General features: G+C 63.5%; 24 protein-coding genes and 1 tRNA gene. 17 read left to right on the top strand and 8 right to left on the bottom strand.

The features are described 5' to 3' along the window. Nucleotides 1-126 precede the first annotated feature (126 nt). From L1K66_RS04335 to L1K66_RS04325, 3 genes are read left to right on the top strand one after another with little or no spacing between them, the layout of a single operon-like run. Nucleotides 127-501 carry a DUF3489 domain-containing protein gene (locus L1K66_RS04335; RefSeq protein ID WP_252259775.1) on the top strand — a complete coding sequence of 125 codons (375 nt, stop codon included), beginning with the start codon at nucleotides 127-129 and terminating at the stop codon, nucleotides 499-501. Beyond that, nucleotides 501-929 carry a DUF2924 domain-containing protein gene (locus L1K66_RS04330; protein WP_252259774.1) on the top strand — a complete coding sequence of 143 codons (429 nt, stop codon included), beginning with the start codon at nucleotides 501-503 and terminating at the stop codon, nucleotides 927-929. The genes L1K66_RS04335 and L1K66_RS04330 overlap by 1 nt, the downstream gene beginning before the upstream one ends. Beyond that, nucleotides 926-2,572 carry a recombinase family protein gene (locus L1K66_RS04325; protein ID WP_252259773.1) on the top strand — a complete coding sequence of 549 codons (1,647 nt, stop codon included), beginning with the start codon at nucleotides 926-928 and terminating at the stop codon, nucleotides 2,570-2,572. The genes L1K66_RS04330 and L1K66_RS04325 overlap by 4 nt, the downstream gene beginning before the upstream one ends. A 411-nt stretch (nucleotides 2,573-2,983) precedes the next feature. On the opposite strand, the gene L1K66_RS04320 is transcribed toward L1K66_RS04325, so the two are convergent. Beyond that, nucleotides 2,984-3,070: transfer RNA gene (locus L1K66_RS04320), tRNA-Leu, on the bottom strand. 210 nt (nucleotides 3,071-3,280) lie between these two features. Here L1K66_RS04320 and L1K66_RS04315 point away from each other — a divergent pair. Continuing rightward, entirely contained in the window at nucleotides 3,281-3,517 is a 237-nt protein-coding gene (locus tag L1K66_RS04315; protein WP_252259772.1) for a hypothetical protein, read from the top strand. 21 nt (nucleotides 3,518-3,538) lie between these two features. Here the strand turns inward: L1K66_RS04315 and L1K66_RS04310 are convergent, their stop codons facing one another. Further along, nucleotides 3,539-4,501 carry a zinc-ribbon domain-containing protein gene (locus L1K66_RS04310; RefSeq protein ID WP_252259771.1) on the bottom strand — a complete coding sequence of 321 codons (963 nt, stop codon included), beginning with the start codon at nucleotides 4,499-4,501 and terminating at the stop codon, nucleotides 3,539-3,541. Nucleotides 4,502-4,678: 177 nt separating this feature from the next. Here L1K66_RS04310 and ftsE point away from each other — a divergent pair, with 177 nt between their 5' ends. The 4 genes from ftsE to L1K66_RS04290 are packed head-to-tail and all read left to right on the top strand — an operon-like array spanning nucleotide 4,679 to nucleotide 7,629. Further along, nucleotides 4,679-5,434 carry a cell division ATP-binding protein FtsE gene (gene ftsE, locus L1K66_RS04305; RefSeq protein WP_252259770.1) on the top strand — a complete coding sequence of 252 codons (756 nt, stop codon included), beginning with the start codon at nucleotides 4,679-4,681 and terminating at the stop codon, nucleotides 5,432-5,434. Further along, the gene (locus L1K66_RS04300) at nucleotides 5,431-6,360 is read left to right on the top strand and encodes a cell division protein FtsX (RefSeq protein ID WP_252259769.1); all 930 of its coding nucleotides are present in this window, start codon (nucleotides 5,431-5,433) and stop codon (nucleotides 6,358-6,360) included. Before ftsE ends, L1K66_RS04300 begins: the two co-directional genes overlap by 4 nt. Nucleotides 6,361-6,364: 4 nt before the next feature. Beyond that, nucleotides 6,365-6,901, top strand: a complete 537-nt coding sequence (locus L1K66_RS04295) for a YdcF family protein (protein WP_252259768.1) — start codon at nucleotides 6,365-6,367, stop codon at nucleotides 6,899-6,901. A gap of 8 nt (nucleotides 6,902-6,909) precedes the next feature. Further along, nucleotides 6,910-7,629: a lysophospholipid acyltransferase family protein gene (locus L1K66_RS04290; RefSeq protein WP_252259767.1), complete on the top strand. Its 720-nt coding sequence runs from the start codon at nucleotides 6,910-6,912 to the stop codon at nucleotides 7,627-7,629. A gap of 3 nt (nucleotides 7,630-7,632) precedes the next feature. On the opposite strand, the gene L1K66_RS04285 is transcribed toward L1K66_RS04290, so the two are convergent. Both L1K66_RS04285 and hisC read right to left on the bottom strand, forming a co-directional pair. Next, a complete protein-coding gene (locus L1K66_RS04285) occupies nucleotides 7,633-8,541 on the bottom strand; it encodes a prephenate/arogenate dehydrogenase family protein (RefSeq protein WP_252259766.1) in 909 nt (302 codons plus the stop codon). Continuing rightward, nucleotides 8,538-9,641, bottom strand: a complete 1,104-nt coding sequence (hisC, locus tag L1K66_RS04280) for a histidinol-phosphate transaminase (RefSeq protein WP_252259765.1) — start codon at nucleotides 9,639-9,641, stop codon at nucleotides 8,538-8,540. Before hisC ends, L1K66_RS04285 begins: the two co-directional genes overlap by 4 nt. A gap of 107 nt (nucleotides 9,642-9,748) precedes the next feature. On the opposite strand from hisC, the gene metX reads away from it, so the two are divergent. Continuing rightward, complete coding sequence (gene metX / locus L1K66_RS04275; protein ID WP_252260589.1) at nucleotides 9,749-10,846, top strand: homoserine O-acetyltransferase MetX; 1,098 nt, start codon at nucleotides 9,749-9,751, stop codon at nucleotides 10,844-10,846. Then, nucleotides 10,843-11,445 carry a methionine biosynthesis protein MetW gene (gene metW, locus L1K66_RS04270; RefSeq protein ID WP_252259764.1) on the top strand — a complete coding sequence of 201 codons (603 nt, stop codon included), beginning with the start codon at nucleotides 10,843-10,845 and terminating at the stop codon, nucleotides 11,443-11,445. The genes metX and metW overlap by 4 nt, the downstream gene beginning before the upstream one ends. Before the next feature lie 9 nt (nucleotides 11,446-11,454). On the opposite strand, the gene L1K66_RS04265 is transcribed toward metW, so the two are convergent. Beyond that, nucleotides 11,455-11,847, bottom strand: a complete 393-nt coding sequence (locus tag L1K66_RS04265; protein ID WP_252259763.1) for a VOC family protein — start codon at nucleotides 11,845-11,847, stop codon at nucleotides 11,455-11,457. Nucleotides 11,848-11,966: 119 nt separating this feature from the next. Between L1K66_RS04265 and L1K66_RS04260 the strand changes: the two genes are divergently transcribed. The 4 genes from L1K66_RS04260 to L1K66_RS04245 all read left to right on the top strand — a co-directional run bounded on the left by L1K66_RS04260 (nucleotide 11,967) and on the right by L1K66_RS04245 (nucleotide 16,079). After that, on the top strand, nucleotides 11,967-12,377 hold the full coding sequence (locus tag L1K66_RS04260) for a hypothetical protein (RefSeq protein WP_252259762.1): 411 nt from the start codon (nucleotides 11,967-11,969) through the stop codon (nucleotides 12,375-12,377). A gap of 45 nt (nucleotides 12,378-12,422) precedes the next feature. Continuing rightward, entirely contained in the window at nucleotides 12,423-13,094 is a 672-nt protein-coding gene (locus L1K66_RS04255) for a glutathione S-transferase family protein (protein WP_252259761.1), read from the top strand. Between the two features lie 212 nt (nucleotides 13,095-13,306). Further along, on the top strand, nucleotides 13,307-13,726 hold the full coding sequence (gene msrB / locus L1K66_RS04250; protein ID WP_252259760.1) for a peptide-methionine (R)-S-oxide reductase MsrB: 420 nt from the start codon (nucleotides 13,307-13,309) through the stop codon (nucleotides 13,724-13,726). Nucleotides 13,727-13,856: 130 nt separating this feature from the next. Then, nucleotides 13,857-16,079 (top strand): transglycosylase domain-containing protein, encoded by a 2,223-nt coding sequence (locus L1K66_RS04245; RefSeq protein WP_252259759.1) that lies wholly within the window; start codon nucleotides 13,857-13,859, stop codon nucleotides 16,077-16,079. An 81-nt stretch (nucleotides 16,080-16,160) separates the two neighbouring features. On the opposite strand, the gene L1K66_RS04240 is transcribed toward L1K66_RS04245, so the two are convergent. The 3 genes from L1K66_RS04240 to hflK all read right to left on the bottom strand — a co-directional run bounded on the left by L1K66_RS04240 (nucleotide 16,161) and on the right by hflK (nucleotide 19,882). After that, entirely contained in the window at nucleotides 16,161-17,690 is a 1,530-nt protein-coding gene (locus L1K66_RS04240; protein ID WP_252259758.1) for a Do family serine endopeptidase, read from the bottom strand. 162 nt (nucleotides 17,691-17,852) lie between these two features. Continuing rightward, entirely contained in the window at nucleotides 17,853-18,689 is an 837-nt protein-coding gene (gene hflC, locus L1K66_RS04235) for a protease modulator HflC (protein WP_252259757.1), read from the bottom strand. A 2-nt stretch (nucleotides 18,690-18,691) separates the two neighbouring features. Continuing rightward, a complete protein-coding gene (hflK, locus tag L1K66_RS04230; protein WP_252259756.1) occupies nucleotides 18,692-19,882 on the bottom strand; it encodes a protease modulator HflK in 1,191 nt (396 codons plus the stop codon). Nucleotides 19,883-19,957: 75 nt separating this feature from the next. Here hflK and L1K66_RS04225 point away from each other — a divergent pair, with 75 nt between their 5' ends. The 3 genes from L1K66_RS04225 to hemH all read left to right on the top strand — a co-directional run bounded on the left by L1K66_RS04225 (nucleotide 19,958) and on the right by hemH (nucleotide 24,384). Beyond that, complete coding sequence (locus L1K66_RS04225) at nucleotides 19,958-20,959, top strand: Mrp/NBP35 family ATP-binding protein (protein WP_252259755.1); 1,002 nt, start codon at nucleotides 19,958-19,960, stop codon at nucleotides 20,957-20,959. Between the two features lie 4 nt (nucleotides 20,960-20,963). Beyond that, complete coding sequence (locus L1K66_RS04220; protein ID WP_252259754.1) at nucleotides 20,964-23,246, top strand: xanthine dehydrogenase family protein molybdopterin-binding subunit; 2,283 nt, start codon at nucleotides 20,964-20,966, stop codon at nucleotides 23,244-23,246. Nucleotides 23,247-23,337: 91 nt separating this feature from the next. Next, entirely contained in the window at nucleotides 23,338-24,384 is a 1,047-nt protein-coding gene (gene hemH, locus L1K66_RS04215) for a ferrochelatase (protein ID WP_252259753.1), read from the top strand. Nucleotides 24,385-24,432: the final 48 nt, after the last annotated feature.

The raw sequence follows: 24,432 nt of genomic DNA, 5'->3' as shown, positions 1-24,432 counted from the left end.
CGAAGCATTGGTGCGTTGACTGAATCGCGGCCGTTGGCAGGCCGCAGCCCCGATGCGGTAGCGCGATACGGGGCGCTGGGTGGTGGGAGCAGCGAGTAGCGCTGCTCCAATCAAGGAGAACCACCCATGACCAATACAACCCCCATTAGCTTTGACTCTGCCCAGGCCCCCGCCGGGGAACCACTGCATTCGGCAGGAGCAGATGCAGAAGCACTGCCTCCCCAAACGCAGTCTGCGCCCAAACCTGCAAAGAAGCCCTCCAAGCCCGACCGCAAAGAAAAACGCCTGACCAAGGCCTTGAAGGTCGAGGCGCTGCTGGCGCGCAAGTCCGGCGTCACACTTGACCAGATGGGCGAGGCAACCGGCTGGCAAGCGCACACCTGCCGTGCGTTCATGAGCGGCCTGAGGAAGAAGGGTCGGGAAGTGGTCCGCGAGACCGGCAAGGCAGGCAAAAGCATCTACCGGTTTGCTGCCGCCAGCACCGGAGCGAAGGCAGGCTGATGGGACGCCGTGAACGCCTGTCACTCGATCGACTGGAGGAGCTGTCGATCACCGAACTTAAGGACGAGTGGGCGCGCTGTCATGGCGCGCCTGCTCCCAACCTCTCGGCGGACCTGCTGAGGCTCGGGATTGCACACCGGCTGCAGGAGAAGCGCCATGGCGGGATCAGCCGTGAGACGCGGCGGATTATCATGCAGACCGCTCGCTCAGCTATTATGGGCAACGAGCCGCCTGCCTCGCCGCCGCAACGCAAACTCACACCGGGCACAAGGCTGGTGCGCGACTGGCACGGGGCTGGCCACACGGTCACGGTGCTTGAGCAGGGGTTCGAGTACGACGGGCAAGTATGGCGCTCGCTGACCGCGGTCGCCAAGGCCATCACCGGCACCCATCGGAATGGTCCTCGCTTCTTCGGGCTGACCCAATGAGCGCCGCCAAGACCCTGCGCTGCGCGGTCTATACCCGCAAGTCGACCGAGGACGGGCTCGAACAGGAGTTCAACAGCCTCCATGCCCAGCGCGAGGCCTGCGAGGCCTATATCCTGAGCCAGCGGCATGAGGGCTGGACGCTGGTCGAGACCCCTTATGACGATGGCGGGTTCTCTGGCGGCAATATGGAGCGACCGGGCCTCAGAGCCCTCTTAGGGGACGTTGAGAGCGGTCTCGTTGATGTGATCGTGGTCTACAAGGTCGATCGCCTGACCCGCAGCCTTGCCGACTTCGCCAAGATCGTGGAGCAGCTCGATGCAAGGCAAGCCAGCTTCGTCTCGGTGACGCAAGCGTTCAACACCACGACCAGCATGGGCAGGCTGACTCTCAATGTGCTGCTGTCGTTCGCCCAGTTCGAGCGTGAGGTGACCGGTGAGCGGATCAGGGACAAGATCGCCGCCTCGAAAAAGAAGGGACTATGGATGGGTGGGCCGGTGCCGCTCGGCTACGAGGTGATCGACCGCAAACTTATCCCCGTGCCGGAGGAAGCCGAGCGGGTCCGAACGATCATGCGCCGCTACATTGGCTCGCGCTCCGCCAACGAGCTGATTGCACAGCTGGAGGCCGAAGGCATCCGTACAAAGGTTCAGAAGCGCACCAGCGGACCGCACAGGGGCGGGATCCCGTTCCGGCGCGGAAGTCTGTTCCATCTGCTCAGGAACCCGATCTATCGCGGCAAGATCGTCCATAAGGGAGAGGTGTACGAAGGCGAGCACGAGCCGATCGTCGACGAGCAACTCTGGAACGCGGTGCAGAAACGGTTGCAGGAGAAGGCACCGCCGCGCAGGCGAGCGAAGAACGATCCGCAGCAGGCCATACTGCGCGGCCTGCTGTCCGATCCCGAGGGACGCCCGATGGTCCCTACCTATGCCACCAAGGGAACGCGGCGCTATCCCTATTACGAGACCCGCAAGGATCTTGCCCGGGTCGATGACGTTCCAGCAACCCGCATCAGCCAGGGACAGCTCGAACGGCACCTGATCGTCCAACTCACAACGCTGCTGGAAGACGAGCATATGCTGCGCAGGATCTCAGGTGAACAGGAGGGAGGCGTACTTCGTGACATGTTCGCCAAAGCCAAACTTGCCGCCGCCAACCTCGCCTTTGAGCCTCAATGCCAGACGATCGTCCCGCAGGTGATCACGGCGATCCAGATATGCCATGACCGCATCGATGTCCGCCTGAATGCGGACGCACTTGGTTGCAGCAACCGCCAGCGCTGGGAATGGTGCATCCCGCTGGCACCCCGCAAGCCGTTCCGCGAGGCGAAGCTGCGGATCGATCAGGATGCCAACGCCAAGGCAGTCGACACCGGCATGATCGCGCTTCTCGGCGAAGCCCTCGAGGCGCGCAAGCTGGTCCTTGCCAGCCCCGAGCTCAGCATCAACCAGATCGCAAGACGCGAAGGCCGCTGCCGCAAGCAACTCACGAGGCTGGTCCGCCTGAGCTGGCTCAGCCCGAGCATCATCGAAGCGATCACCGATGGCAGGGCACCTCCCCGGCTCACGCGCAAGCGACTGCTCGATACGGAACTACCGCTCTCGTGGTCTGCACAGGAAGAAGCGCTCGGGTTCGCAGGCTGACTTGCAACTTGCCCAGCAACACTCTCACGCTAGGTGAGGCGAGGGAAATCCAGACAGAGACATTGGCTGAAATGGGCGCTGAGAAGGGGCCGATGAGAGGGTCTCTGGCCCACGCCCCGTCAAGGACGGTCCCCAAATCCCGCAGAACCGCGCGCATCCCGGCGCAGTGTACGCCGGGTCGGCGTTTTCCGGTTCCCTCTAAGACTGTTTGGTGCTCTCGAGAAGACTCGAAAATTATCCAAAATCGGCAACAATTGTCATTCAATGCTCGTGAAGAGTCATGGAATGACAACTTTGCCAGCTGAGCGAGAAATTAGTCGAAATTGGGTCATTTCGCCCCTTTAGGGAGAGATTCTGCCAATCGAATTTTTTGAAATATATCCGTTCAAAAACAGATACTTAGACACTGTTTGGTGCGGTCGAGAAGACTCGAACTTCCACGGCCTTTCGGCCACAACGACCTCAACGTTGCGCGTCTACCAGTTCCGCCACGACCGCACTCGGGTTTCCGGGGGCGCTATGCGCTCCCCCTCGGTAGGAGCGCGCCACTAGCAAGGGGGCATGATGCGCGCAAGAGCTTTGATGGCCTGCCTGAAAATACCGCCTTCACCCCGGCCCGGTTGAGGATTGCCAGCCCGACTGTCCCGCTGTGGGACCGGGTTACCGATGTGCTTGTAAGAATGGTAAATCCGGCGGAAACCATTTGGCATGAGCATTGCCGCCGCCCTTTTGATTTTCGCACAAGCCAGCGCCCCTGTCGTGGCGCAGGCGCCTGCACCGCAGCCGACTGCGATCGCCACCGTGCAGGCAAGCGTAAGGGTGCTGCGCCCGGCGCGGATCAGCATGGCTCAAGCTGTCGAAGATGCGCCCGAAGGCCAGCAGCTCGATCATTCGGTGCAACGCGGACGCGATGCCGCTGGCACAGTCTGGATCGAATTCAGCTAAAGGCTGTTGCCGAGAGGCGCGTCAGTTCGGCGACCAGCCGATTTCCGCAGCCTTCGTCGAAACCGGAATATCCGTCACCGCCTCGGTAACATTGAGCGTTTCACCCGGGGCAAGCTCCCGCTTCGACGGGACGACCACCCAGCTGTAGACATTCTTGTTCCGCTCGTCCCGGAACACGATCAGCAGGCTCGGCACGCTGACGCTTTCTGCGCCGGTATTGCGGATGTTGCCGCGCACTTCGAAGATTTCCTCACCCGATTCGAGCGTCACCTTGCGTTGCTGCGCGGCGGGGAAGTCGAGTTCGAGGCTGGCGGGCTGAATTCCGAAAGTCGGGCGGGTGACAGGGAACCAGTCGGGCAGGCCATAATAATTGACCGCAACCACCGTTCCAGACGCCAGCAGCGCGAACGCGGCTGCCGCGATCGTCCACATTTTCAGCGAGTTGCGGCGCCGCGTAAACGGCGGGCTGTAGTCGAACTGCGACGCCCCATCGTCATATTCATCGTCGTCGGAATAGACCGGATCGTCAGCAATATCGGCGCCATGCCCGGCAAGCGGATCGGCATCGGAGCCAAACGCTTCGTCAACCGGAGGATCTTCCTGCAGATCAGGTTCCGGGCGACCTGGAGACGGCGAGTTTGCCTCTCCCAAGCCCTGCTTGAAGGCCTTTGCGGCGATCCCGTCAGTCGCAGCAGCTTCCCCCGATGTTTCGGGCCGGTCCTGCGTGCGCCAATGGCTGACCGAAGGGGTCGCACCTGATGTCGCCGCAGGTTCTGCTGCAGAAGGTGGCGGGGGCGGAGGCGGCGGAGGAGTTGCAGCTTCCACCTTCGGCTTCGCATCTGCTCGCTCCTTCAGCTCGAGCGGCGGTGCTTCCTGAAACCAGCTGTGCTTGCACTTGGCGCAACGCACGGTTCGCCCGTCAGCGCCAATCGCGGTTTCAGGCACGACATAGCGTGTTCCGCAGGCAGGGCAGGAAATAATCATCGCTCTTATGGCAATAATCAGCGGTTGCCGCCGCACAAGTCCGGCAACGACACAGTGAGGCGAATCGGGCAATTTTTCCCCAGTGGAGCGCATCAACACCGGTCAGAAAGGCGGATTCATGGCGATAGCGCACGTCTTGGGCTTTCCCGATGGCAGGCGCGCTGATAAGTGCGCGCCATGACCGACAGGCCGGCAGAAATCGTGAAATTCGACAATGTCGGCTTGCGTTACGGCACCGATCCTGAGGTGCTCAGCGATCTCAGCTTCACGCTTTTCCCCGGCAGCTTCTACTTTCTGACCGGTGCCAGCGGCGCGGGCAAGACGAGCCTTTTGAAGCTGCTGTATCTCGCGCAGCGACCTTCGCGGGGGGCAATCAGGATGTTCGGCAAGGACATGATCACCCTGCCGCGCACCAAGCTGCCCGATTTCCGCCGGCGCCTCGGTGTGGTGTTCCAGAACTTTCGGCTGGTGCAGCATCTGTCCGCTTTCGACAATGTCGCGCTGCCGCTGCGGCTTGCCGGGACGGATGAGACACGCGTCGTGAAGGCCGTATCGGATATGCTCGACTGGGTCGGACTGTCGCACCGGGCACATGCGATACCGGCAACGATGTCCGGCGGCGAACAACAGCGCGTCGCCATTGCCCGCGCCGTCATTGCAAGGCCGCAAATGCTGATCGCGGACGAGCCGACAGGTAACGTCGATCCGGACATGGCGCTGAAACTGTTGCGCCTGTTCGAGGCGCTCAACAACAGGGTCGGCACCACAGTCATCGTCGCCACACACGATGTGCATCTGCTCAAGAAAGTGCCCGACTCGCTGATCATGCGGTTGCAGAACGGGCGGCTGTCCGATCCGACCGGCGCGCTGCGCTATCCTCCGCGGCCGACGCCCAAGCCTTCACCCCGTCCGGCGCCAAAGGGGCCGGCATGAACACGCCCCCGCTTCCGGAAGAACAAACTGCCGATGCAGCGGGCCCTGCGCGGACGAGGAGCGCCAGCCTGCTGCCTCAGGGACGGTTCGCGGGGCCTATTCCCTGGGTAATCGCCATCCTGATCGCACTGGTGGTGATCGCCGCGGCGGGCGGATTGTCACTGCGCAATCTTGCCGAGAATGCCCGCGCCGACCTGGCTGGAGCAGTGACCGTGCAGATTGTCGAAGCCGATCCGGCAGTAAGGCAGACGCGGGCTCAGGCTGCCGCTGACGCCCTTGGCGATCATCCGCTGGTCACCTCGGTACGGATCGTGCCTGAACAGGAACTTGTCGCCTTGCTGGAGCCATGGCTCGGCTCAAGCGCCGCGAGCGAAGACGTGCCGATCCCGGCACTGATCGACGTCGAACTGTCGCGCAGAGCCAGCGCGGGCGAAATTGCGCAATTGCAGGCAGCACTCGCCGAAGCCGCGCCGGGAGTGAAGATCGACGCGCAATCGGATTGGCTGCGCCCGGTCTATGACGCACTGGCAGCATTGCAGTATCTGGCGCTTGCGCTGATCGTGCTGGTCAGCTTCGCAACAGCCGCTGCCGTGTGGCTTGCGGCCCGCAGCGCCTTTGCCAATCACCGCGACACGGTGGAGATCATCCATCTGCTCGGTGGCACGGACGAACAGGTCACGCGCATCTTTCAACGTTCGGTACTGCGCGATGCGGCCTTCGGATCGGTTGTCGGCTTGCTGCTCGGGCTTGCTGCGGTATGGGTGCTGGGCCAGCAATTCGCGGCGCTCGACAGCGGCATGGTCGGCGGCGGTAACCTGGGCATTGGCGACTGGATGCTGATCGGAGCGATCCCGCTTGCCGGAGTCATGCTCGCGCTCGTCACCGGCCGGATCACTATCGGCTTTGCGCTGAAATCGATGTTGTAGAGTAATGGCGTTCTTCAGATACAGTTTTGCGGCTGCAGTTCTGGCTTGGGCACTGGGCTTCCTGTGGTTCACGGTAACCCTGCCACAACCCGCCGATGACATCGCGACGGATGCCGTGATCGTCCCAACCGGCGGACCGGGCCGGATCGCGCAAGGGCTGTCGGTGCTCGACGCCGGGCTGGCGTCCAAGATGCTGGTCACCGGGGTCGATCCCGAAGTCACCCCGGCCGAATTCGCGGTCCAGTTCGAAGTCGATCAGGCACTGATGGATTGCTGTGTAACGCTGGGCTTCGTCGCGGTGGACACGCGCAGCAATGCCACGGAAACCGCCGATTGGGTGGCTGCCAATTCGGTGCGGTCGCTCCGGCTCGTCACCACCGATTGGCACATGCGCCGGGCCGCGGGCGAGCTTGATCGCACCCTGCCCGCCAATGTCGAAGTGCTGCGCGATGCGGTGCCTTCGCAACCCAACCTCGCCAGCCTGTTTCTTGAATATCACAAATTGCTCGCCAGTTGGGGTGCAGGCCTTTTCGGTTATTGAGGGCGTCAGTGGCGTTTTTGCGCAGCCTTGTCTTTTACCCGCTCTTCTACGGGTTCAGCGCGGTTCTGGTGGTGGCATCGGTGCTGGCGATCCCGCTCGGGCGCGACCAGCTCAAGAAGATCGTCGCGCTTTGGGGCAGGTGGCACCATTGGTGCGTCGAGCGCATTCTCGGCATCCAGATCCTCCAGCACGGCAGCATACCCGACGAACCTGTGCTGATCGCGGTCAAGCACGAAAGCTTCTTCGAAGCGATCGACATGCCGCGTCTGTTCAGTTTTCCGACCGTTTTTGCAAAACGTGAGCTGTTCCTCATTCCCGGATGGGGGTTCTCTGCCCGGGTCTATGGCCTTGTCCCGGTGGCACGCGACAAGGGCGCGCGAGCACTAAGAGAGATGATCGCCACAGCGAGATTGCGGATCAGCGAAGGGCGCCCGCTCGTCATCTTTCCCGAAGGGACGCGGGTGGCGCATGGCCAACAGCCGCCGCTGCAATCGGGCTTTGCCGGTATTTACAAACTGCTGGGGCTTCCCGTCGTGCCGATCGCTGTCAACAGCGGGCCGACCTATCACCGGCTGATCAAGCATCCCGGCACCATCACCTATCAGGTCGGCGAAACCATTCCCGCAGGCCTCCCGCGAGAGGAGATGGAACGCCGGGTGCATCAGGCCATCAACGTGCTGAACGAACAAAGCAGCATGCCGGAAAACGGATTGCCCGCCGGGGCTTGACGCCTAACCGTGATCGGCGCGCCCGAAATCTGGCCGGTCGTCGTCCTGCCCTTCCTCGATCACCTGCCGCCGGATCGCCCGGGTGCGGCTGAACAGATCGTGGAGCGTCTCCCCATCACCCGAACGGATCGCGCGTTGCAGCGCCGTCAGGTCTTCGGTGAACCGGCCCAGCATTTCCAGCACCGCGCTCTTGTTGTTGAGGAAGACATCGCGCCACATCACCGGATCGGATGCGGCAATGCGGGTGAAATCGCGGAAGCCACCGGCGGAATATTTGATGACTTCGCTGCGGGTCACTTCCTCAAGATCGCTGGCGGTGCCGACGATGGTGAAGGCGATGAGGTGCGGGATGTGGCTGGTCACCGCCAGCACCAGATCGTGATGCTGCGGATCCATGATCTCGACTTTCGCGCCCAGCCCGCTCCAGAACGCGCTCAAGGCCTCGACCGCTTGCGGATCAGCGCCATCGGGCGGCGTCAGGATGCACCAGCGGTTGACAAAAAGACTGGCAAAGCCCGCTTCGGGGCCGCTCTGCTCGGTCCCCGCCACCGGGTGCGCTGGGATGACGTTGCGGCCCGGCAGGATGGCGGCCAGTGTTTCTGCCACGCTCTGCTTTGACGATCCGACGTCGCTGATGATCGCCTGCGCGGGAAGCGTTTCGGCAATCGCGGCTGCGGCATCGCCCATCGCACCGACAGGCACGCACAGGATCACCAGATCGACATCGCTTACCGCTTCGGCCGGGCTTTCGCAGACGGTCTGGACAAGCCCGCGCTCGCTCGCGACGGCGCGCACATTCGGATTGGCATCAAAGCCCCGCGTTTCGATCTCAGGCGCACGTTCGCGCAGGGCCAGCCCGATCGACCCACCCAGCAGGCCAAGCCCGATGATGGCTACCCGTGCGATCCTCATGCGCTTTCCCCGCACAGGCTGCGCAGGCAGGCGATCACATTGTCCATGTCGGCGCTCTTCCCGATGGTAATGCGCAGCGCATTGGGCAGCCCCTGTCCCGGAAGGTGGCGCACCGCGTATCCGGCCTCGGCAATAGCGCCCAGCGCGGTTTCAGCCGCGAGTTCGCCATTGAATTCGACCAGAACGAAATTCGCCTCGCTCGGCACGGCAACCAGTCCGTGATTGCCCAAAGCTTCGATCGCGGCAACGAAGCGGGCACGCTCGACGGTATTGTGCGTGCGGCTTGCCACGACGAAATCCTGATCGCCCAACGCGGCCAGCGCCGCCTTCTGGCCGCTGGTGGTGACATTGAACGGCCCGCGGATCCGGTTCAGCACGTCGATCAGCCCCGGTGCGCCGGTGGCCCAGCCGATGCGTTCGGCGGCAAGGCCGTAAATCTTGGAAAAAGTGCGCGTCACCAGCACGTTGTCGTGCCGCGCCGCGAGCTCGAAACCCAAGCGCTGATGCGCAGGATCGACATATTCGCCATAGGCCTCGTCGATCACCAGCAGCACGTCCGTGGGCAATCCGGCGTGCAGGCGCATGACCTCTTCCGGCGCGATCCACGTGCCGGTCGGATTGTTCGGATTGGCGAGGAAGACGACCTTGGTCCGCTCGCTCACCGCGGCAAGCAGGGCATCGACATCGGCTGTGTGATCGCAATCAGGCGCCTCAACCGGATCGGCGCCACAGCGTCTTGCCGCGATATCGTAGACGGCGAAGGAATGGGCGCTGAACAGCACCTCGTCCCCCGCTCCTGCAAACCCCTGTGCCGCAAGGTTGAGCAATTCGTCCGAACCTGTGCCGCACACGATCCGCGCCGGGTCGAGCCCGTGTAATTGCGCAATCGCGGCCCGCAGCGCCTTTGAATCGGGATCGGGATAGCTGGCAGCCTCCCCCCGTGAGCTTTCCAGCGCGGCGAGTGCCGCAGAGCTAGTCCCCAGCGGGTTCTCATTGGCGGACAGCTTCACCAGCGCACGACCATCGCTCGCGGTCGATTTACCGGGAACATAGGCGTGGATGCCGAGGATATAGGGCTTGGGGGCTGGCTTTGTCGTCATGGAGAGCGGCGGAATAACGACAAAGGCGCGGCAAATACAGCCGGAAAAGCGCGGCAATGCGCAGCGCGATTGACACGGGCGCGGCCTTTCCCCACTTCGCCGGGCAAATGAACGCGCCATTCGCCTCGAACCTCTACGCCATTCCGCAGGCTCTCCCGCTCGATAGCGGGCAGGCGCTCGAAGGCGCGCAGCTCGCTTACGAGACCTATGGCAATCTGGCCGCCGACAAATCGAACGCGATACTGATCTGCCACGCTTTGACCGGCGATCAATATGTCGCGAGCGAGCATCCGATCACCGGCAAGCCGGGCTGGTGGGAACGGATGGTCGGTCCGGGCAAGCCGATCGACACGGACAGGTATTTCGTCATCTGTGCCAATGTCATCGGCAGCTGCATGGGATCGACCGGCCCGGCCAGCATTTCTTCTGACGGACAGCCTTACGCGATGCGGTTTCCCGTCATCACCATCCGCGACATGGTGCGCGGACTGGTGGCGCTGCTCGACGGGCTCGGGGTTGATCGGCTGCACGCGGTCGTGGGCGGCAGCATGGGCGGAATGCAGGCGCTGAGTCTCGCCGCCAATTGGCCCGAACGCGCCGCACGGGTGCTGGTGATCGCTTCGACAGCGCGCCATTCGGCGCAGAACATCGCCTTCCACGAAGTCGGACGACAGGCGATCATGGCCGACCCGGCGTGGGCGGATGGAGATTACTACGCCTCCGACGCGCGACCCGACAACGGCCTCGCCGTGGCGCGCATGGCGGCGCATATCACCTATCTTTCCGAAGAAGGGCTGACCGAGAAGTTCGGACGGCGGCTGCAGGACAGGGACGCCAAGAGCTTCGGTTTCGACGCCGATTTCCAGGTCGAAAGTTATCTCAGATACCAGGGCAGCGGGTTTACCCAGCGGTTTGACGCCAATTCGTACCTCTACATCACGCGGGCGATGGATTATTTCGACCTGGCGGAGGAGCATGGCGGCAAGCTGGCGGACGCGTTTGCCGATAGCCGGGCGCGCTTCTGCCTCGTCAGCTTCGACACCGACTGGCTCTATCCGACCGCCGAAAGCCGCCACATCGTCCATGCCCTGAACGCGACGGGCGCCAAGGTCAGTTTCGTCGAGCTTTCCGCGCCGCACGGTCACGACAGCTTCCTGCTTGAGCACGAACAGCTCGACCGTGTGGTGAAGGGGTTTGTCGAATGACGTCCCGGCCTTCCACCCTTCGCCCCGATCTCGCGGCCATCGCCGCGCATGTCGCGCCCGGCAGCCGGGTGCTTGATATCGGTTGTGGTGACGGCGCGTTGATGGCCGAACTGGAAAGCGAGAGCCGTTGCGATGCGCGGGGCATGGAACTGGATGGCGCACTGGTCGAACGCTGCGTCGCGCGCGGGCTTTCGGTGGTGCAGGGCGATGCCAATGTCGATCTGGCCGATTACCCCGACAAGGCGTTCGATTTCGCGGTGCTCAGCCAGACCTTGCAGACGGCGACGCGGCCCGATGCGATGCTCGACGAGTTGCTACGGGTCGCGGACAAGGCGTTTGTCTCTTTCCCCAACTTCGCCCACTGGCGCACCCGTGCGGCCTTGATGTTCGGCGGGCGGATGCCTGTGACGCGTGCGCTGCCCGTGAGCTGGTACGAAACCCAGAACATCCACCACGTCACCGTCGAGGATTTCCGCGATCTTGCCCGCGCCAAGGGCGCCAAGATCGAGCGTTCGTGGTTCTTCGCGAATGAGCGCGCCATTTCACCCGTGGGGGCAAACTGGCGCGCTGAATTCGCTGTGTTCGAGCTAAGCCGTTAGGCCGCCCGATCAGCCTTCGCGGTGGATGCCGCAGATCTTGTGGCCGTCCGGATCGAGGAAATAGCACAGGTTCATCACGCCCATGCTGCCGGCGCGCGGGCCCGGCGGGTCTTCGATGCTGGTGCCGCCATTCGCCACCGCCACATCGTGAAGTTGCTTGACCTGTTCAAGGCTGTTGCACTTGAAGCCGATGGTCGAGCCATTGGCGGCAGTGGCGGGCTCTCCGTTGATCGGTTCGCTGATCGAGAACGTGCTGCCATCATGGATGTAGAACAGCCGCGTATGGCCGCTGGCCGCGACATTGACGAAAGGTTCGCCCGCACCCAGCACGCCAAGCACGGCGTTGTAGAAGGCCTTTGACCGCTCGATATCGTTCGAGCCGATCATCACGTGATTGAGCATTGCAGTTCTCTCCTCTTGAGGGTTGGTGTGAGGGAAGTAGGGGCAGGCGCGGCTCTCCACAAGCGGACTTCTGAGAGTTTCGTAGCCACGGGTTCATCTGCCGCGCTATAGGGCGAGGCATGATCATTTCGCTTTCCGCCGCGCTCGCCCTTGCGCTGCAATCCGCACCCGTCGCCGCGCCGCCTGCCAGCGGCGCCGAAACCCAGTCCGCGCCGATTGCCTCGCTCGACGAATTGCCGATCGAACAGGCCACCGGGCCGCGCTGCGCCATCGCCTTCGCGGTTGTCAGCCGCTGGCAGAAATCGGACGATCCGCGCGGTGCGGACTACGCCGATCTCGAAGCCGACGGGGGCCGCGAATTCTTCGTGCAGGCCATGGCCGTGCTGATGGATGCAACCGGGATGACGCGCGAGCAGGTGTCCGCGCTGACGTTTTACGAGGTCGGCCAGCTCGACAATCCCGATGGCGAACAGCGGCTTGCCGCGATGATGCCAGCCTGCTTGCTGCTGAAGCAGTCTGCCGGGCTTTAGCAACGCTGGATTCGCCCCGCGAATTCGGGCAATGGAACCGTCACGATGTGGCAGCTTTACCAATTCCCCCTGTGTCCGTTTTCGCGCAAGATCAGGCTCCTCATGGGCGAGAAGAACGTCGCCTATGAACTGGTGCGCGAAGACCCCTGGGCCGCGTCCGATCACTTCCACAATCTCAACGCCGCCGGGACAACGCCGGTGCTGGTCAATCAGGAAAAGGGCATTGTCCTGGCAGACAGCCGGGCGATTGCCGAATATCTCGAAGAGACGGTCGACAAGTCGCCGATGATCAACGGCACGGCGACGGGCCGGGCCGAGATTCGCCGTCTGGTCGCGCTGTTCGACGAGAATTTCTACGCCGATGTCACCGCGCCGCTGCTGCTGGAGCGGATGAAGAAGCGGATCGTCTACAAACAGCCGCCCGACAGCCGCGCGCTGCGAAACGCGATGCGCATGGCGCACGGCCATCTCGATTACATGGACTGGCTGATCGACAACCGCCCGTGGCTCGCCGGATCGACCATGAGCATGGCCGATCTTGCCGCCGCCGCGCAGATCAGCGTCGCCGATTACCTCGGCGGGATCGACTGGACCGGGCACGAACAGACGCGCGGCTGGTACGCCGTTTTCAAGAGCCGCCCAAGCTTCCGCCCGTTGCTGTCGGAACGCATGGACGCGATCAAGCCGCCGGATCATTATGCCCAGGTCGATGCCTGAGGTGTTACAGTGAACCGGGTATTTTAGAAATATTCGCGACCCCTCCAAGAGCTTGAAAAACAAAGAGAAACCCCGCACAGCAGGCATCCCCGGTGTGACCTTTCGATCGGCACGCCATTTTCCGCCAAAAAGAAGGGGTGAACGGAACATTCTCCCGGTCTAGGGCATTGCCCAGAAGTAGGAAAATGATCCGCCGCGACCGGAGAGAGCAGATGACCGACGATCCCCGGAGCCTGACCGAAGAAGAATGGCGCCAGCGCCTGAGCGCCGAGCAATTCCATATCCTGCGCAAAGCGGGGACGGAGCGCGCCTTCACCGGCAAATACGACAAGTTCTATGAAGACGGTGAATACATGTGCGCCGCCTGCGGCACCCGCCTGTTCATCAGCGCGGCCAAATACAACAGCGGCTGCGGCTGGCCCGCCTTCACCCGCCCGGCCGATGACGACACGATCGAGGAACGGCGCGACACGTCATACGGCATGATCCGCACCGAAGTGCTTTGCGGCAAATGCGGCAGCCATCTAGGCCATGTGTTCCCTGACGGCCCCCCGGCAGAGGGCGGCCTGCGCTATTGCATCAATTCGGCCGCGCTCGAATTTGCCCCCGAAACCGGATCGGACGGTTCCTAACGGCGCCGGACGGACCGCTGAGCAGGCTTGATGGGGACATTGTGCAAGCGCTTGTTCACCCGGGGTTAGAACTCGCCTATGCATGGGCAGTCCTCTTGCAGGATGCGCAATTCAGGTACCACAGCAATCAATGTCTAAACGAGGCGACAGCCTTCAGAACAAGGGCAAACGTGGCTCGCGCCGCGCCGCAGCCGAACGCGCCGCCAGCGCGAACGGAGCAGGCAAGATGAAGCTGGCCCGTGATGCAAGCAGCGCCCGAGGCCCCTCCGGCCCGCCATCGCCCTTGTGGAAATGGACGAAGCGGCTGGCGATCTGGGGCACGGCGGCAGCGGTGCTGGGCGCGATCTTCCTCGCCTTTGCGGTGGGCTTTGCCGCGCAATCGATCCCCAGCTTCTACCAGTTGAAGGCGACCCAGACCGGGCAGACCATTCTGGTGCGCGCCCGCGACGGGACGGAAATCGTCGAAATCGGGCCAAGCTTTGGCGAATGGCTGGAGCATGACGAAATCCCGCTGAACATGCGCAACGCGATGATCGCGGTGGAGGACAAGCGGTTCCATTCGCATTTCGGGGTCGATCCGATCCGCACCACCGGGGCCATCGTCGAAGGCTTCATGGGCACGCGTTCGCGCGTTGGCGGCACCTCCACCATCACGCAGCAGTTGGCCCGCAACCTGTTCCTGTCATCCAACCGCACGGTTGACCGCAAGGCGCGCGAGGCGGTGCTGGCGATGGCGCTCGAGTGGAAATTCTCGAAGGAGCAGATTCTCGAGCTGTATCTCAACAAGGTCTATTTCGGCGGCGGCGCCTATGGCGTAGACAGCGCAAGCCGCAAGTTCTTCAGCCATCCGGGAACGGAGCTTTCGGTCGCCGAAGCCTCGATCATCGCAGGCCTGGTCAAGGCACCCAGCCGTTATTCCCCCACCGCCGATGTGCAGGCCGCCGTTGACCGCGCGCAGGTGGTGCTGCGGCTGATGCAGGAACAGGGCTACATCACGCAGGAACAGGCATCGGTCGATGTCGATACGGTCGAACTGAAGCAGCAATCGGGCCAGAATTCGGTGCGCTATTTCACCGATTGGGCGCTGCCGCAGCTCGACATCCTCCTGCCCGAAACCAATGCCCCGCTGGAAGTGTGGACCACGCTCGACATCGGGATGCAGCGCGCCGCGACCGCGTCGATTGACGCCAATACGCCTAACGGTGCGCAGGGTGCGCTGGTCAGTATAGACCGCGACGGTGCAATCCTCGCGCTGGTGGGCGGTACCGATTATGTCGAAACCAATTTCAACCGCGCCACCAATGCGATGCGCCAGCCGGGGTCTTCGTGGAAACTGTTCGTGTTCCTCGCCGCGCTGGAAGCGGGCTACACCCCCGATGACAGGGTGGTGGATACCCCGGTGACGATTGACGGGTGGAGCCCGCGCAATTCCAACGGACGCAATGTCGGCGAAACCGATCTGCGCACCGCCTTTGCCTATTCGATCAACACGGTCGCCGCGCAGCTGGGCAATGAAGTCGGATTTGGCACGGTCGCGTCGATGGCGCGGCGGTTCGGCATCAGCACGCCGGTATCGACTTTCCCGTCGATGGTACTGGGTTCGTCCGAAGTGCGGCTGCTCGAAATGACCCGCGCCTTTGCCGCGATCTCCGCCGGGGGCAATGGGGTGGAGCCCTATGGTATCACCAAGGTGGTGACTGCCGATGGCGAAACGATCTACGAACGCGAGGCTCCGCGCGAATCCCAGTTGGTGCCCGAATATGTCGTGGCAGGTATCACCGATCTGTTGCAGGCAGCGGTGCAGACCGGAACGGGCCGTGCGGCGCAGATCGGGCGGCCGGTAGCGGGCAAGACGGGGACGACCTCTTCGAACAAGGACGGCTGGTTCGTCGGCTTTTCGAGCGGGATCACCACGGGCGTGTGGATGGGCCGGGACGATGCCAAGGCCGTGCCCGGATTGCAGGGCGGGCGCGCTCCGGCGCAGGCCTTTGCCGCCTATATGCGCTATGCGGTGAAGGATCGTGCGGTGGTGGAATTCAACACCGAACTGAACCTGCCCGAATGGCAATTGGAACCCGATGAAGAGGCATTGTTCGGCGATCCGGACGATTATTACTTCATCGACGAACAGGGCAATCTGATCGAGCCGGGCCGACGCGAGGTGCCTCGCGGAGGCGGTAATGCGCCTTTCGACGTCCAGGGCGAACGCGGCGGTGGCGGGCTTGTCCCAGTGGAGGAGCCGCCCAAGGCGGTGAGCGACGATTTCCTCGAACAGGCGATTGGTGCGCCGGTCGGTGGTGATCCGCCCCCACGCCAGCCGCCCCGCCCAAGGCCCTCGTCCAGCCCGCCATAGGTTTGACGGAATGGCCTAAGAAAAAGGCTCCGGAGCAAATCGCTCCGGAGCCTTTTCTCTTGCGCCTTGTGGCTGTCGCTATCAGCGCAGACGCACCGGGACGAAGCGCGGCGGCGCTCCACGACGCTGGATGCGCAGGAGCACGGCATCGCGTCCATCTTCCTGCGCCGCGTTGATCTGTTCGCGCAGGGCAGCGATTGTCGTGACTTCCTGATAGTTGGCCGACAGCAGGATGTCGCCGCGCCGCAGACCCTTGGCGGCGGAGTCCGAATTGGGATCGACCGCGCCGATCACCAGCCCCTTGGTATCGGCAGGCACGCCTAGGCTGCGCGCGATCTGCGGGTTCATCTCGATCACCTGCAGGCCCAGCTTTTCGGCGATCACATCGTCCATCTGCTCCGGGTTCATCGGCTCTTCGGCGTCCGGATCAAAGGTTTGCGCCTGCTGCGCCAGCTCGGCCTCGCTCGGGCGCTTGCCCAGCGTGGTGTTGATCGTCAGGCGACGGCCTTCGCGCAGCACTTCGACAGGCACGCTTTCACCTGGCGCGAGATTGGCGACGAGGAAGGATACCGTCTGGTCGGACGAAACCTCACGGCCATTGACCGACACGATGATGTCGCCCGCCTTGAGCCCTGCGCGCTGCGCCGGGCTGTCTTCGGTCACGACCTGAACGATTTCACCACGATTGTGCTGGAGACCCAGCGAATCCGCGAGATCATCGTTCATCGGCTGCAGGTTCACGCCCAGATAGCCGCGCTCGATCTCCTGCCCCTTGCGCAGTTGCTCGACGATCGGAGCCGCGATTTCAGCGGGGATGGCAAAGCCGATGCCCACGCTGCCGCCCGAAGGCGAGAAGATCGCGTTGTTGATGCCGATCACATTGCCGCGCATGTCGAACAGCGGACCGCCAGAGTTGCCGCGGTTGATGCTGGCGTCGGTCTGGATGTAGCGGTCATAGGCGCCGCCCTGGCCGGTGTTGCGATAGACCGCCGAAACGATCCCCGACGTCACCGTGCCGCCAAGGCCGAAGGGGTTACCGATAGCGACCACCCATTCGCCCACGCGGGTCTGGCTCGAATCGCCGAATTCGACAAACGGGAAAGTGTTGTTCGAACGGATTTTCAGCACCGCGAGGTCCGACGCGGCATCGGCGCCGACCAGATCGGCTTCGTATTCGGTGCCGTCGGGCATGGTGATGGTGATTTCTTCGAGCCGCGCGCGATTGTCGGGCGACACGACGTGATTGTTCGTCACCACATAGCCGTCAGCCGAAATGATGAAGCCCGAGCCCAGCGACTGCGCCTCGCGCCGTTGCGGCTGGTTGCCGCCGCCACGCCGGTTGAACAGTTCGGCAAAGGGGGTGCCTGCAAACGGATTGCGGTTGACCTCTACCGATTGGCGGGTCGCGATGTTGACCACCGCGGGCTGCAATTGCTCGGTAAGATCGGCAAAGCTCGCAGGCGCGCCTTCGACGGGAACGACCCGGTTCATGACCGCATCGTCGTTCTGGGCGACCTGCGCTCCGGCGGGATAGCCGGTCATCAGCGAAACCGCTGCGCCTCCGACCAGAAGCGCGCTCGTCAGTCCATAAACATAGCGCACGTTGTTCACGTCCTCTCGTTCCTTCCATGTCTGAACGCCCGCAGCGGGGCATTCGATTGTGTATCAGCTACGCCGCCATAATGGGGCCAGACGCACTGAACGCTGATTGAACACACGTGTAATCGGTGGACCGGTATCAACGGTTCGTCCGATTGGCGTGTGTCACGCGGATCACCGCACCCCGCGGAACTGGCGCAGATACTCATTGTCGGGCGACAGGATGATCGCGCTGTCACCACGGCCTTCTCCGCGCGCAAAGCTTTGTTCGTAGCTCTGCATTGCGCGGTAGAAATCGTAGAAGCCGGGATCCACGCCAAAGCTGTCGGCATAGATCTTGGCCGCCTCTGCATCGGCCTCTGCCCGGATGATCCGGGCATCGCGATCACCGGCGGCACGGATCGTGCGCGCTTCGCGCTGGCGATCGGATTCCATCCGTTCAAACGCGGATTCGAGCGGGCGGCCTTCGGGCAGGTCGGTGCGCTTGATCTGCACGTCGATCACCTCGGCCCCGTATTGCCGCGCCTCGCGGTCGAGATTGCGGCGAACCGTGGCCAGCGCCGTTCCGCGTTCGGCGGTCAGCATGTTGGCAAAGGTGCGGCGGCCCAGCTCCTGTCGCAGGGTTGAGTTGAGGATCGGCTCAAGCGCGACGCGCACGCCGTCGGTCGTGCCGGCGCGTTCGATCATCCGCTTGGGATCGACAATCCGGAACCGCGCATAGGCGTTCACAAGCAGACGCTGCTGGTCGTTCGACAGGACTTCCTCGTCCGTCATTTCCAGATCGAGCACACGCTTTTCGATCCGGCTGATCGATTCGATCAACGGGATGCGGAAATACAGGCCCGCCGGGTAATCGCTACCCGGACGATTGACGATGCGGACCGGCTCACCCGTGCGCACCACCACGACCTGCTCTTCTTCATTCACGACATAGGCGCTCATGAAGAAGCCGAGCACAAGCAGTCCGACGGCGATGATCGGCAGGCGGTAATTGTTCCAGAGGTTTTCCATGTTCACTGCCCTCCCCGCCGTGCCGGTTGCGCTTCAGCCGCCGGAGCCGGTGGCGGAGCCGGATTGGCCGCCCTGCGGCGCAATTCGGGAAGCGGGAGATACGGGGTCACGCCCTGCGCTTCGACAATCGTCTTGTCGGTCTGCGCCAGCACGCGCTCCATTGTTTCGTAATACAGGCGCTGGCGGGTCACACCCGGCGCGAGGCGATATTGCTCATAGACTTTGGTGAAGGCTTCGGCTTCACCTTCTGCCTGCGCCAGCACCTGCTGGGCATAGCCGCGCGCCTGGTTGCGCGCCCGGTCTGCGTTCTGTTCGGCCACCGAGACATCGCGGAATGCATCCACCACCGTTGCCGGCGGGTCAGCCTTGGCGATTTCGACACCGACGACCTGCACACCCGCACCATAACCGTCGAGCGCTTCCTGCATCCGTTCGCGAACGGCCTGCTGGATTTCGGCGCGCCCTTGCCCGGTGAAGGTTTCATCGAGCGTCTTTTCCGCGACCGAAGCACGCATTGCGGCCTCGGCGACTTCGTTCACGGTCTCTTCGGGCTGTTCCAGTCGATATTTGAAATCGCGCAGATCCTTGATCCGCCAGCGCACGATGTAGCTGAGATCGACGAGGTTCTGATCGCCCGTCAGGATCAGCTTTTCGCCCGAACCCGCCGGAATCTGAACGGCGCGCACGCCTTCGACATCTTCGATCGAAACGGTTTCGATCGGATACGGCCCGGTGAAATGCAAACCCTGATCCAGCGTGCGGGTGTATTTGCCCAGCGTCTTGACCGTGGCGTTTTCACCCGGCTCGACCAGATGCACGCCTGTCGCCAGATACCACAGCGCAACGACGCCCGCGATCAGGATCGGGGTCCAGCTGCCGCCGCCGGGGCGTTCGGGAACACGGAAACCGCCGCCACCGCCGCCACCTGCGCGACGCGGCCCTTCTGGTCCGCGGTTCTTGAATATGTCTTCGATGCTGGCGGAACGGCGTCCGCCCGGCTTCTGACTGCCACCGCCGCCCGGCAACCACGGGTTGCGCGGGCCATCGCCGCCGTCAGAGCCCGATCCTTCGCCCGTGGGCGTATCATCGCCACCTGAAGAATCGTCGCCTCCGCCATTCGAAGGCTTGCCCCAAGGATTCTTGCCAGCCATCGCCAGCCCGAAATTCTGTCTGAAACCGTCCAACATTCGCATATCACCCTTATAGGAATGCAAATTGCGGAAAAACAGGGGTTGGCGCGGTGAATTTGCTGCTAGAGGGCACGCGTTATGAACAAGGATGACAATTCCCCTCTGAGCGCGGCCGAGGCCGAGGCGCTGATCCGGTCGAAACTGCCCGTGGAAATCCATGGCCGTTTGCGTTCCGCACGGATCACGGAAAGGCGCGCAGTTGTGGTGGCCGAGGCGGGTGATCTGGGAGCAAAGGCGCGGCAGGAACTCGAAGGGCTGATTGAGCAATCGCTGATCGCGCTGGGCGAAGTCGACGAAGTGCGCGTCGCGCTGATCGCGGATCGCCGCCGGAGGATGATCATTGCGGTGGGATCGGGCAAGGGCGGCGTGGGCAAATCGACGCTGACCACCAATCTCGCGGTGGCGCTGGCGCGGATGGGGCGCAAGGTCGGCGTGATCGACGGCGACATCTACGGCCCGTCGCAGCCGCGCCTGCTGGCAACCGAACGCCTGAAGCCGATGAGCGAAGGCGACAAGCTGGTGCCGGTGGAAAGCCCGCACGGTGTGAAGGTGCTGTCGATGGGCCATGTCGTCCCCCCCGGGAAGGCGCTGGCATGGCGCGGGCCGATGGCGGGCAAGGCGCTGGGCCAGCTGGTCGATGCGGCATGGGACGATACCGAACTGCTGCTGATCGATCTGCCGCCGGGCACGGGCGACGTGCAGATTTCGATGATGGCCGACAGCAAACCCGATGGCGCGGTGCTGGTATCGACGCCGCAAGACCTCGCTTTGCTGGATGCGGCGCGCGCCGGGCAATTGTTCGAAGATGGCGACGTGCCGATCATCGGGCTGGTCGAAAACATGGCCGGATACGCCTGCCCGCATTGCGGCGAGGTGAGCGATCCTTTCGGACAAGGCGGGGTCGAACGCTTTGCCGAGGCGCTGGAAATTCCCTTCCTTGGTCGTGTGCCGCTGACCATGGAAACCCGCATCGCCGGTGACGCTGGCAAGCCTCCCGCAGCGGGCGATGGCGAAGGGGCCGCGCCGTTCCTTGCGATCGCGGAAAAGCTGGATCGCTGGATCAAGACCGGAAAGCTCTGAACCGATGCAGATCACACGCCGGGGATTGGTGACGGGGGCCGCTGTTGGCGGCGGCCTGCTGGTGGCGTGGTGGTTCCTGCCGCGCAGCTATCCCAACCCGCTGGCTCCGGCGCAGGGTGAACACCTGTTCGACGCATGGATCAAGATTGCCGAGGACGGCGTCGTCACCGTGGCGGTGCCGCAGCTGGAAATGGGGCAAGGCATCACCACGCTGTTGCCGCAGATCGTGGCGCAGGAACTGGGCGCGGACTGGCGGCAAGTCGCGGTCGAGCCGGCTCCGGTCGCGGCGGCCTATGCCAATGTTCCGCTGGCGCGGCGCTGGGCCGATCTGTGGGAGCCTGTGGCCGCCGGCCTGTCGGATGATTTAGACGCGATGCAGGCGGAACGCTTTGCCCGCTCCAGCCGGTTTGCCGCCACCGCCGACGGCACTTCGATTGCCGCCTATGAAATGCCGTGCCGCGAAGCCGCGGCGGCAGCGCGTGCGATGCTGGCAGAAGAAGCCGCGTCGCGCTGGGGCGCGAACTGGGAAGAATGCGAGGTCGAAAACGGCATCGTGCGCTGGGACGACAAGAGCGCGACTTTCGGCGAACTGGCCGAAGGTGCGGCCACGCGTTCAGCGCCCGATCCCGCGCCGATCCGGCCCGAACCGCCGCGCGCCGACCTGACGGCCCCGGCTAGCGACGGCGAAACCGGCGCACCTGATTTTCCGCGCATCGACCTGCCGTCAAAGGTCGACGGCAGCTTCACCTTCGCCAGCGACGTCCGCCTGCCGGGCATGGTCTTTGCCGCGATCCGGCACGGCCCCAACAACGGCAGCGAGCTGACCGGATTCAATGCCGAAGCGGCGAAGGGGATACGCGGCATCGTCGGCGCGGTGAAGACCAAGCGCTGGCTCGCGGTTGCGGCGACGACATGGTGGAGTGCGCAGGCCGCGCTTGACGCGATGGAGCCGCAATTCACCACCGCCTTCCCTGTCGACACCAGCGATATCGACGCACGGATGGACACGCTGCTGAAAGGCGGAGATAGCTTCAAGATCGCCGAAACCGGCTTTGGCGAAGAGGCGATGACACGGGTCGACATCGCGCGCCGTTACGAAGTCGAACCTGCACCCGCCGCATCGCTCGAAACCGCCAGCGCGGCGGCGCGCTATGCCGATGGGCGGCTCGAACTGTGGATCGCATCGCAGGCCCCCGAACAGGCGCGGCGCGCAGCGGCCCGCGCTGTCGGGCTGCCGCCGGAAGACGTGGTGCTTTACCCCATGCCCGCAGGCGGCAGCTTCGATGCGCGGCTTGAACACGATCACGCGATCGAGATCGCCCATATCGCCAAGGAGCTGGAACGCCCGGTGCAGCTGACATGGGCGCGGCGTGAGGAGATGATCCACACACGCCCGCGCGCGCCCTATTACATGCTGCTGGGCGCGCAGCTTTCCGAAGGCGGGAACGGCGCGATCGACGCGCTCAAATGGCGGATTGCCACACCGCCTTCGAACAGGGAATTCGGCGAGCGCCTGTTCGGCAATCTGACAGCCTGGGCCGCGATCCGCGAATCCGCCGGAAAGTCCGACGCGCTCGCGTGCGAGGGCGCGGTTCCTGCCTATGAACTGCCCAGCGTCACCGTGCGCCACATCCCGGTCGAAACCGGCCAGCCCACCGGGCGGGTGCGCGGCAATTCGCATGTGCCGACAGCGTTCGCGATGGAAAGCTTCATCGACGAAATCGCCAGCCAGCACAGCCGCGAGCCTTTGTCGTTCCGCATGTCGATGATGGGCAGCGACATCCGCATGGCCGCGTGCCTGCAACGCGCCGCCTCGATGGCACAGTGGGATGGCGGGGCGGATCGCAGCGGTCAGGGCATCGCCTGCCATCGCATCGGCGACGCTGAAACCGGCGGGCGCATCGCCTGTGTCGCCACAGCTAGGCCCGGCGAAGGCGGCGTGCGCGTCACCCGGCTTTCTGCCGCAGTCGATATCGGACGGGTGATCAACCCCGACATCGCCCGCCAGCAGATCGAAGGCGGTCTGCTCTTCGGCCTCGGCATCGCGCTGGGCAATGCGCTAAAGATGCGCGGTGGCCTGCCCGAAGCCTTCGCCTATGCCGATCTGGGATTGCCGACACTGGCCGAATGTCCCGAGATCGAGGTTGCGTTCGTGGAAAGCTCTGCTCCTCCGGCAGACCCCGGTGAACTGGGTGTGGCGGTGTGTCCTCCGGCGATTGCCAATGCGCTGTTTTCCGCGACGGGCTTGCGGCTGCGGCGTCTGCCCCTACTTTCAAGCGGTCTATGATCCCGATGACTCTCCCCTCGCCCGTCCGTGGCCGTAGCTGTCGCCTGCACAAGGCGGGGATACACATGCGCATTCACGCGTTGAGCGCAGCATGACCTGGCAAGCGCAGCGCCTCCCCAATGATCACCCGCCGGTGAACAGCGGCTCCATCGGCGTCCTGCTGGTCAATCTCGGCACGCCCGACGCGCCCGATCCGGGTTCGGTCAAACGCTATCTCAAGCAGTTCCTGTCCGATCCGCGAGTCATCGAAATCCCCGCAATCGCGTGGCAGCCGATCCTTCGCGGCATCATCCTCAACACCCGCCCGCAGAAAAGCGCGGCGGCCTATTCCAAGATCTGGACCGACCGGGGATCCCCGCTGGCCGATATCACCGCCAGTCAGGCCGAAGCCATTGCGGCGGAAATGGGCGGTGAGAGCGGGGTCGATATCGTGGTCGATTACGCGATGCGTTATGGCCAGCCTTCGATTGAAAAGCGTCTGGGCGAACTCACCGAGAAGGGCTGCGACCGGATCCTGATCGCGCCGATGTATCCGCAATATTGCGCCGCCACCACCGCGACCGTGTTTGACGAAGTGGCACGCGTCATGGGGCAGATGCGTTGGCAACCCGCGCTGCGGTTCCTGCCACCCTATCACGACGACAACCTCTATCTCGAAGCGCTGGCCGACGATCTTACACGGCAGGTGCGTGGACTAGATTTCGACCCTGAAGTGATGCTGCTGAGCTTCCACGGAATGCCGATGCGCACGCTCGCAAAGGGCGATCCCTATCACTGCCATTGCCACAAGAGTGCGCGCCTGCTGCGCGAACGGCTGGTGCAGCGCCCTGAATTCGCTGATGTCCGGTTCGAAACCACTTTCCAGTCGCGTTTCGGCCCCGCGCAATGGCTTGAACCGGCGACTGACGACACGCTGATCGCCGAAGGCGAAAAGGGTACGAAGCGCCTTGTCGTCGCCGCTCCCGGCTTTGCCGCCGATTGCGTCGAAACGCTGGAGGAACTCGCGCTCGAAGGGCGCGACGAATTCATCGAGGCGGGCGGCGAAAACTACGCCGTGCTCGATTGTCTCAACGTCTCATCCAGCGGCGTGCAGATGCTGGAAAAGATGATCCGCCGGGAGCTATCCGGCTGGATCTGATCGACGAGCGGAGTTGGCGGCCTATTTACACTGTGGTAAGTTGCAAAT

Origin of the sequence: Erythrobacter aurantius, from assembly GCF_023823125.1 — a bacterium.
GTDB classification, from domain to species: domain Bacteria; phylum Pseudomonadota; class Alphaproteobacteria; order Sphingomonadales; family Sphingomonadaceae; genus Erythrobacter; species Erythrobacter aurantius.
This window is presented reverse-complemented; position numbering and strand designations above follow the sequence as displayed.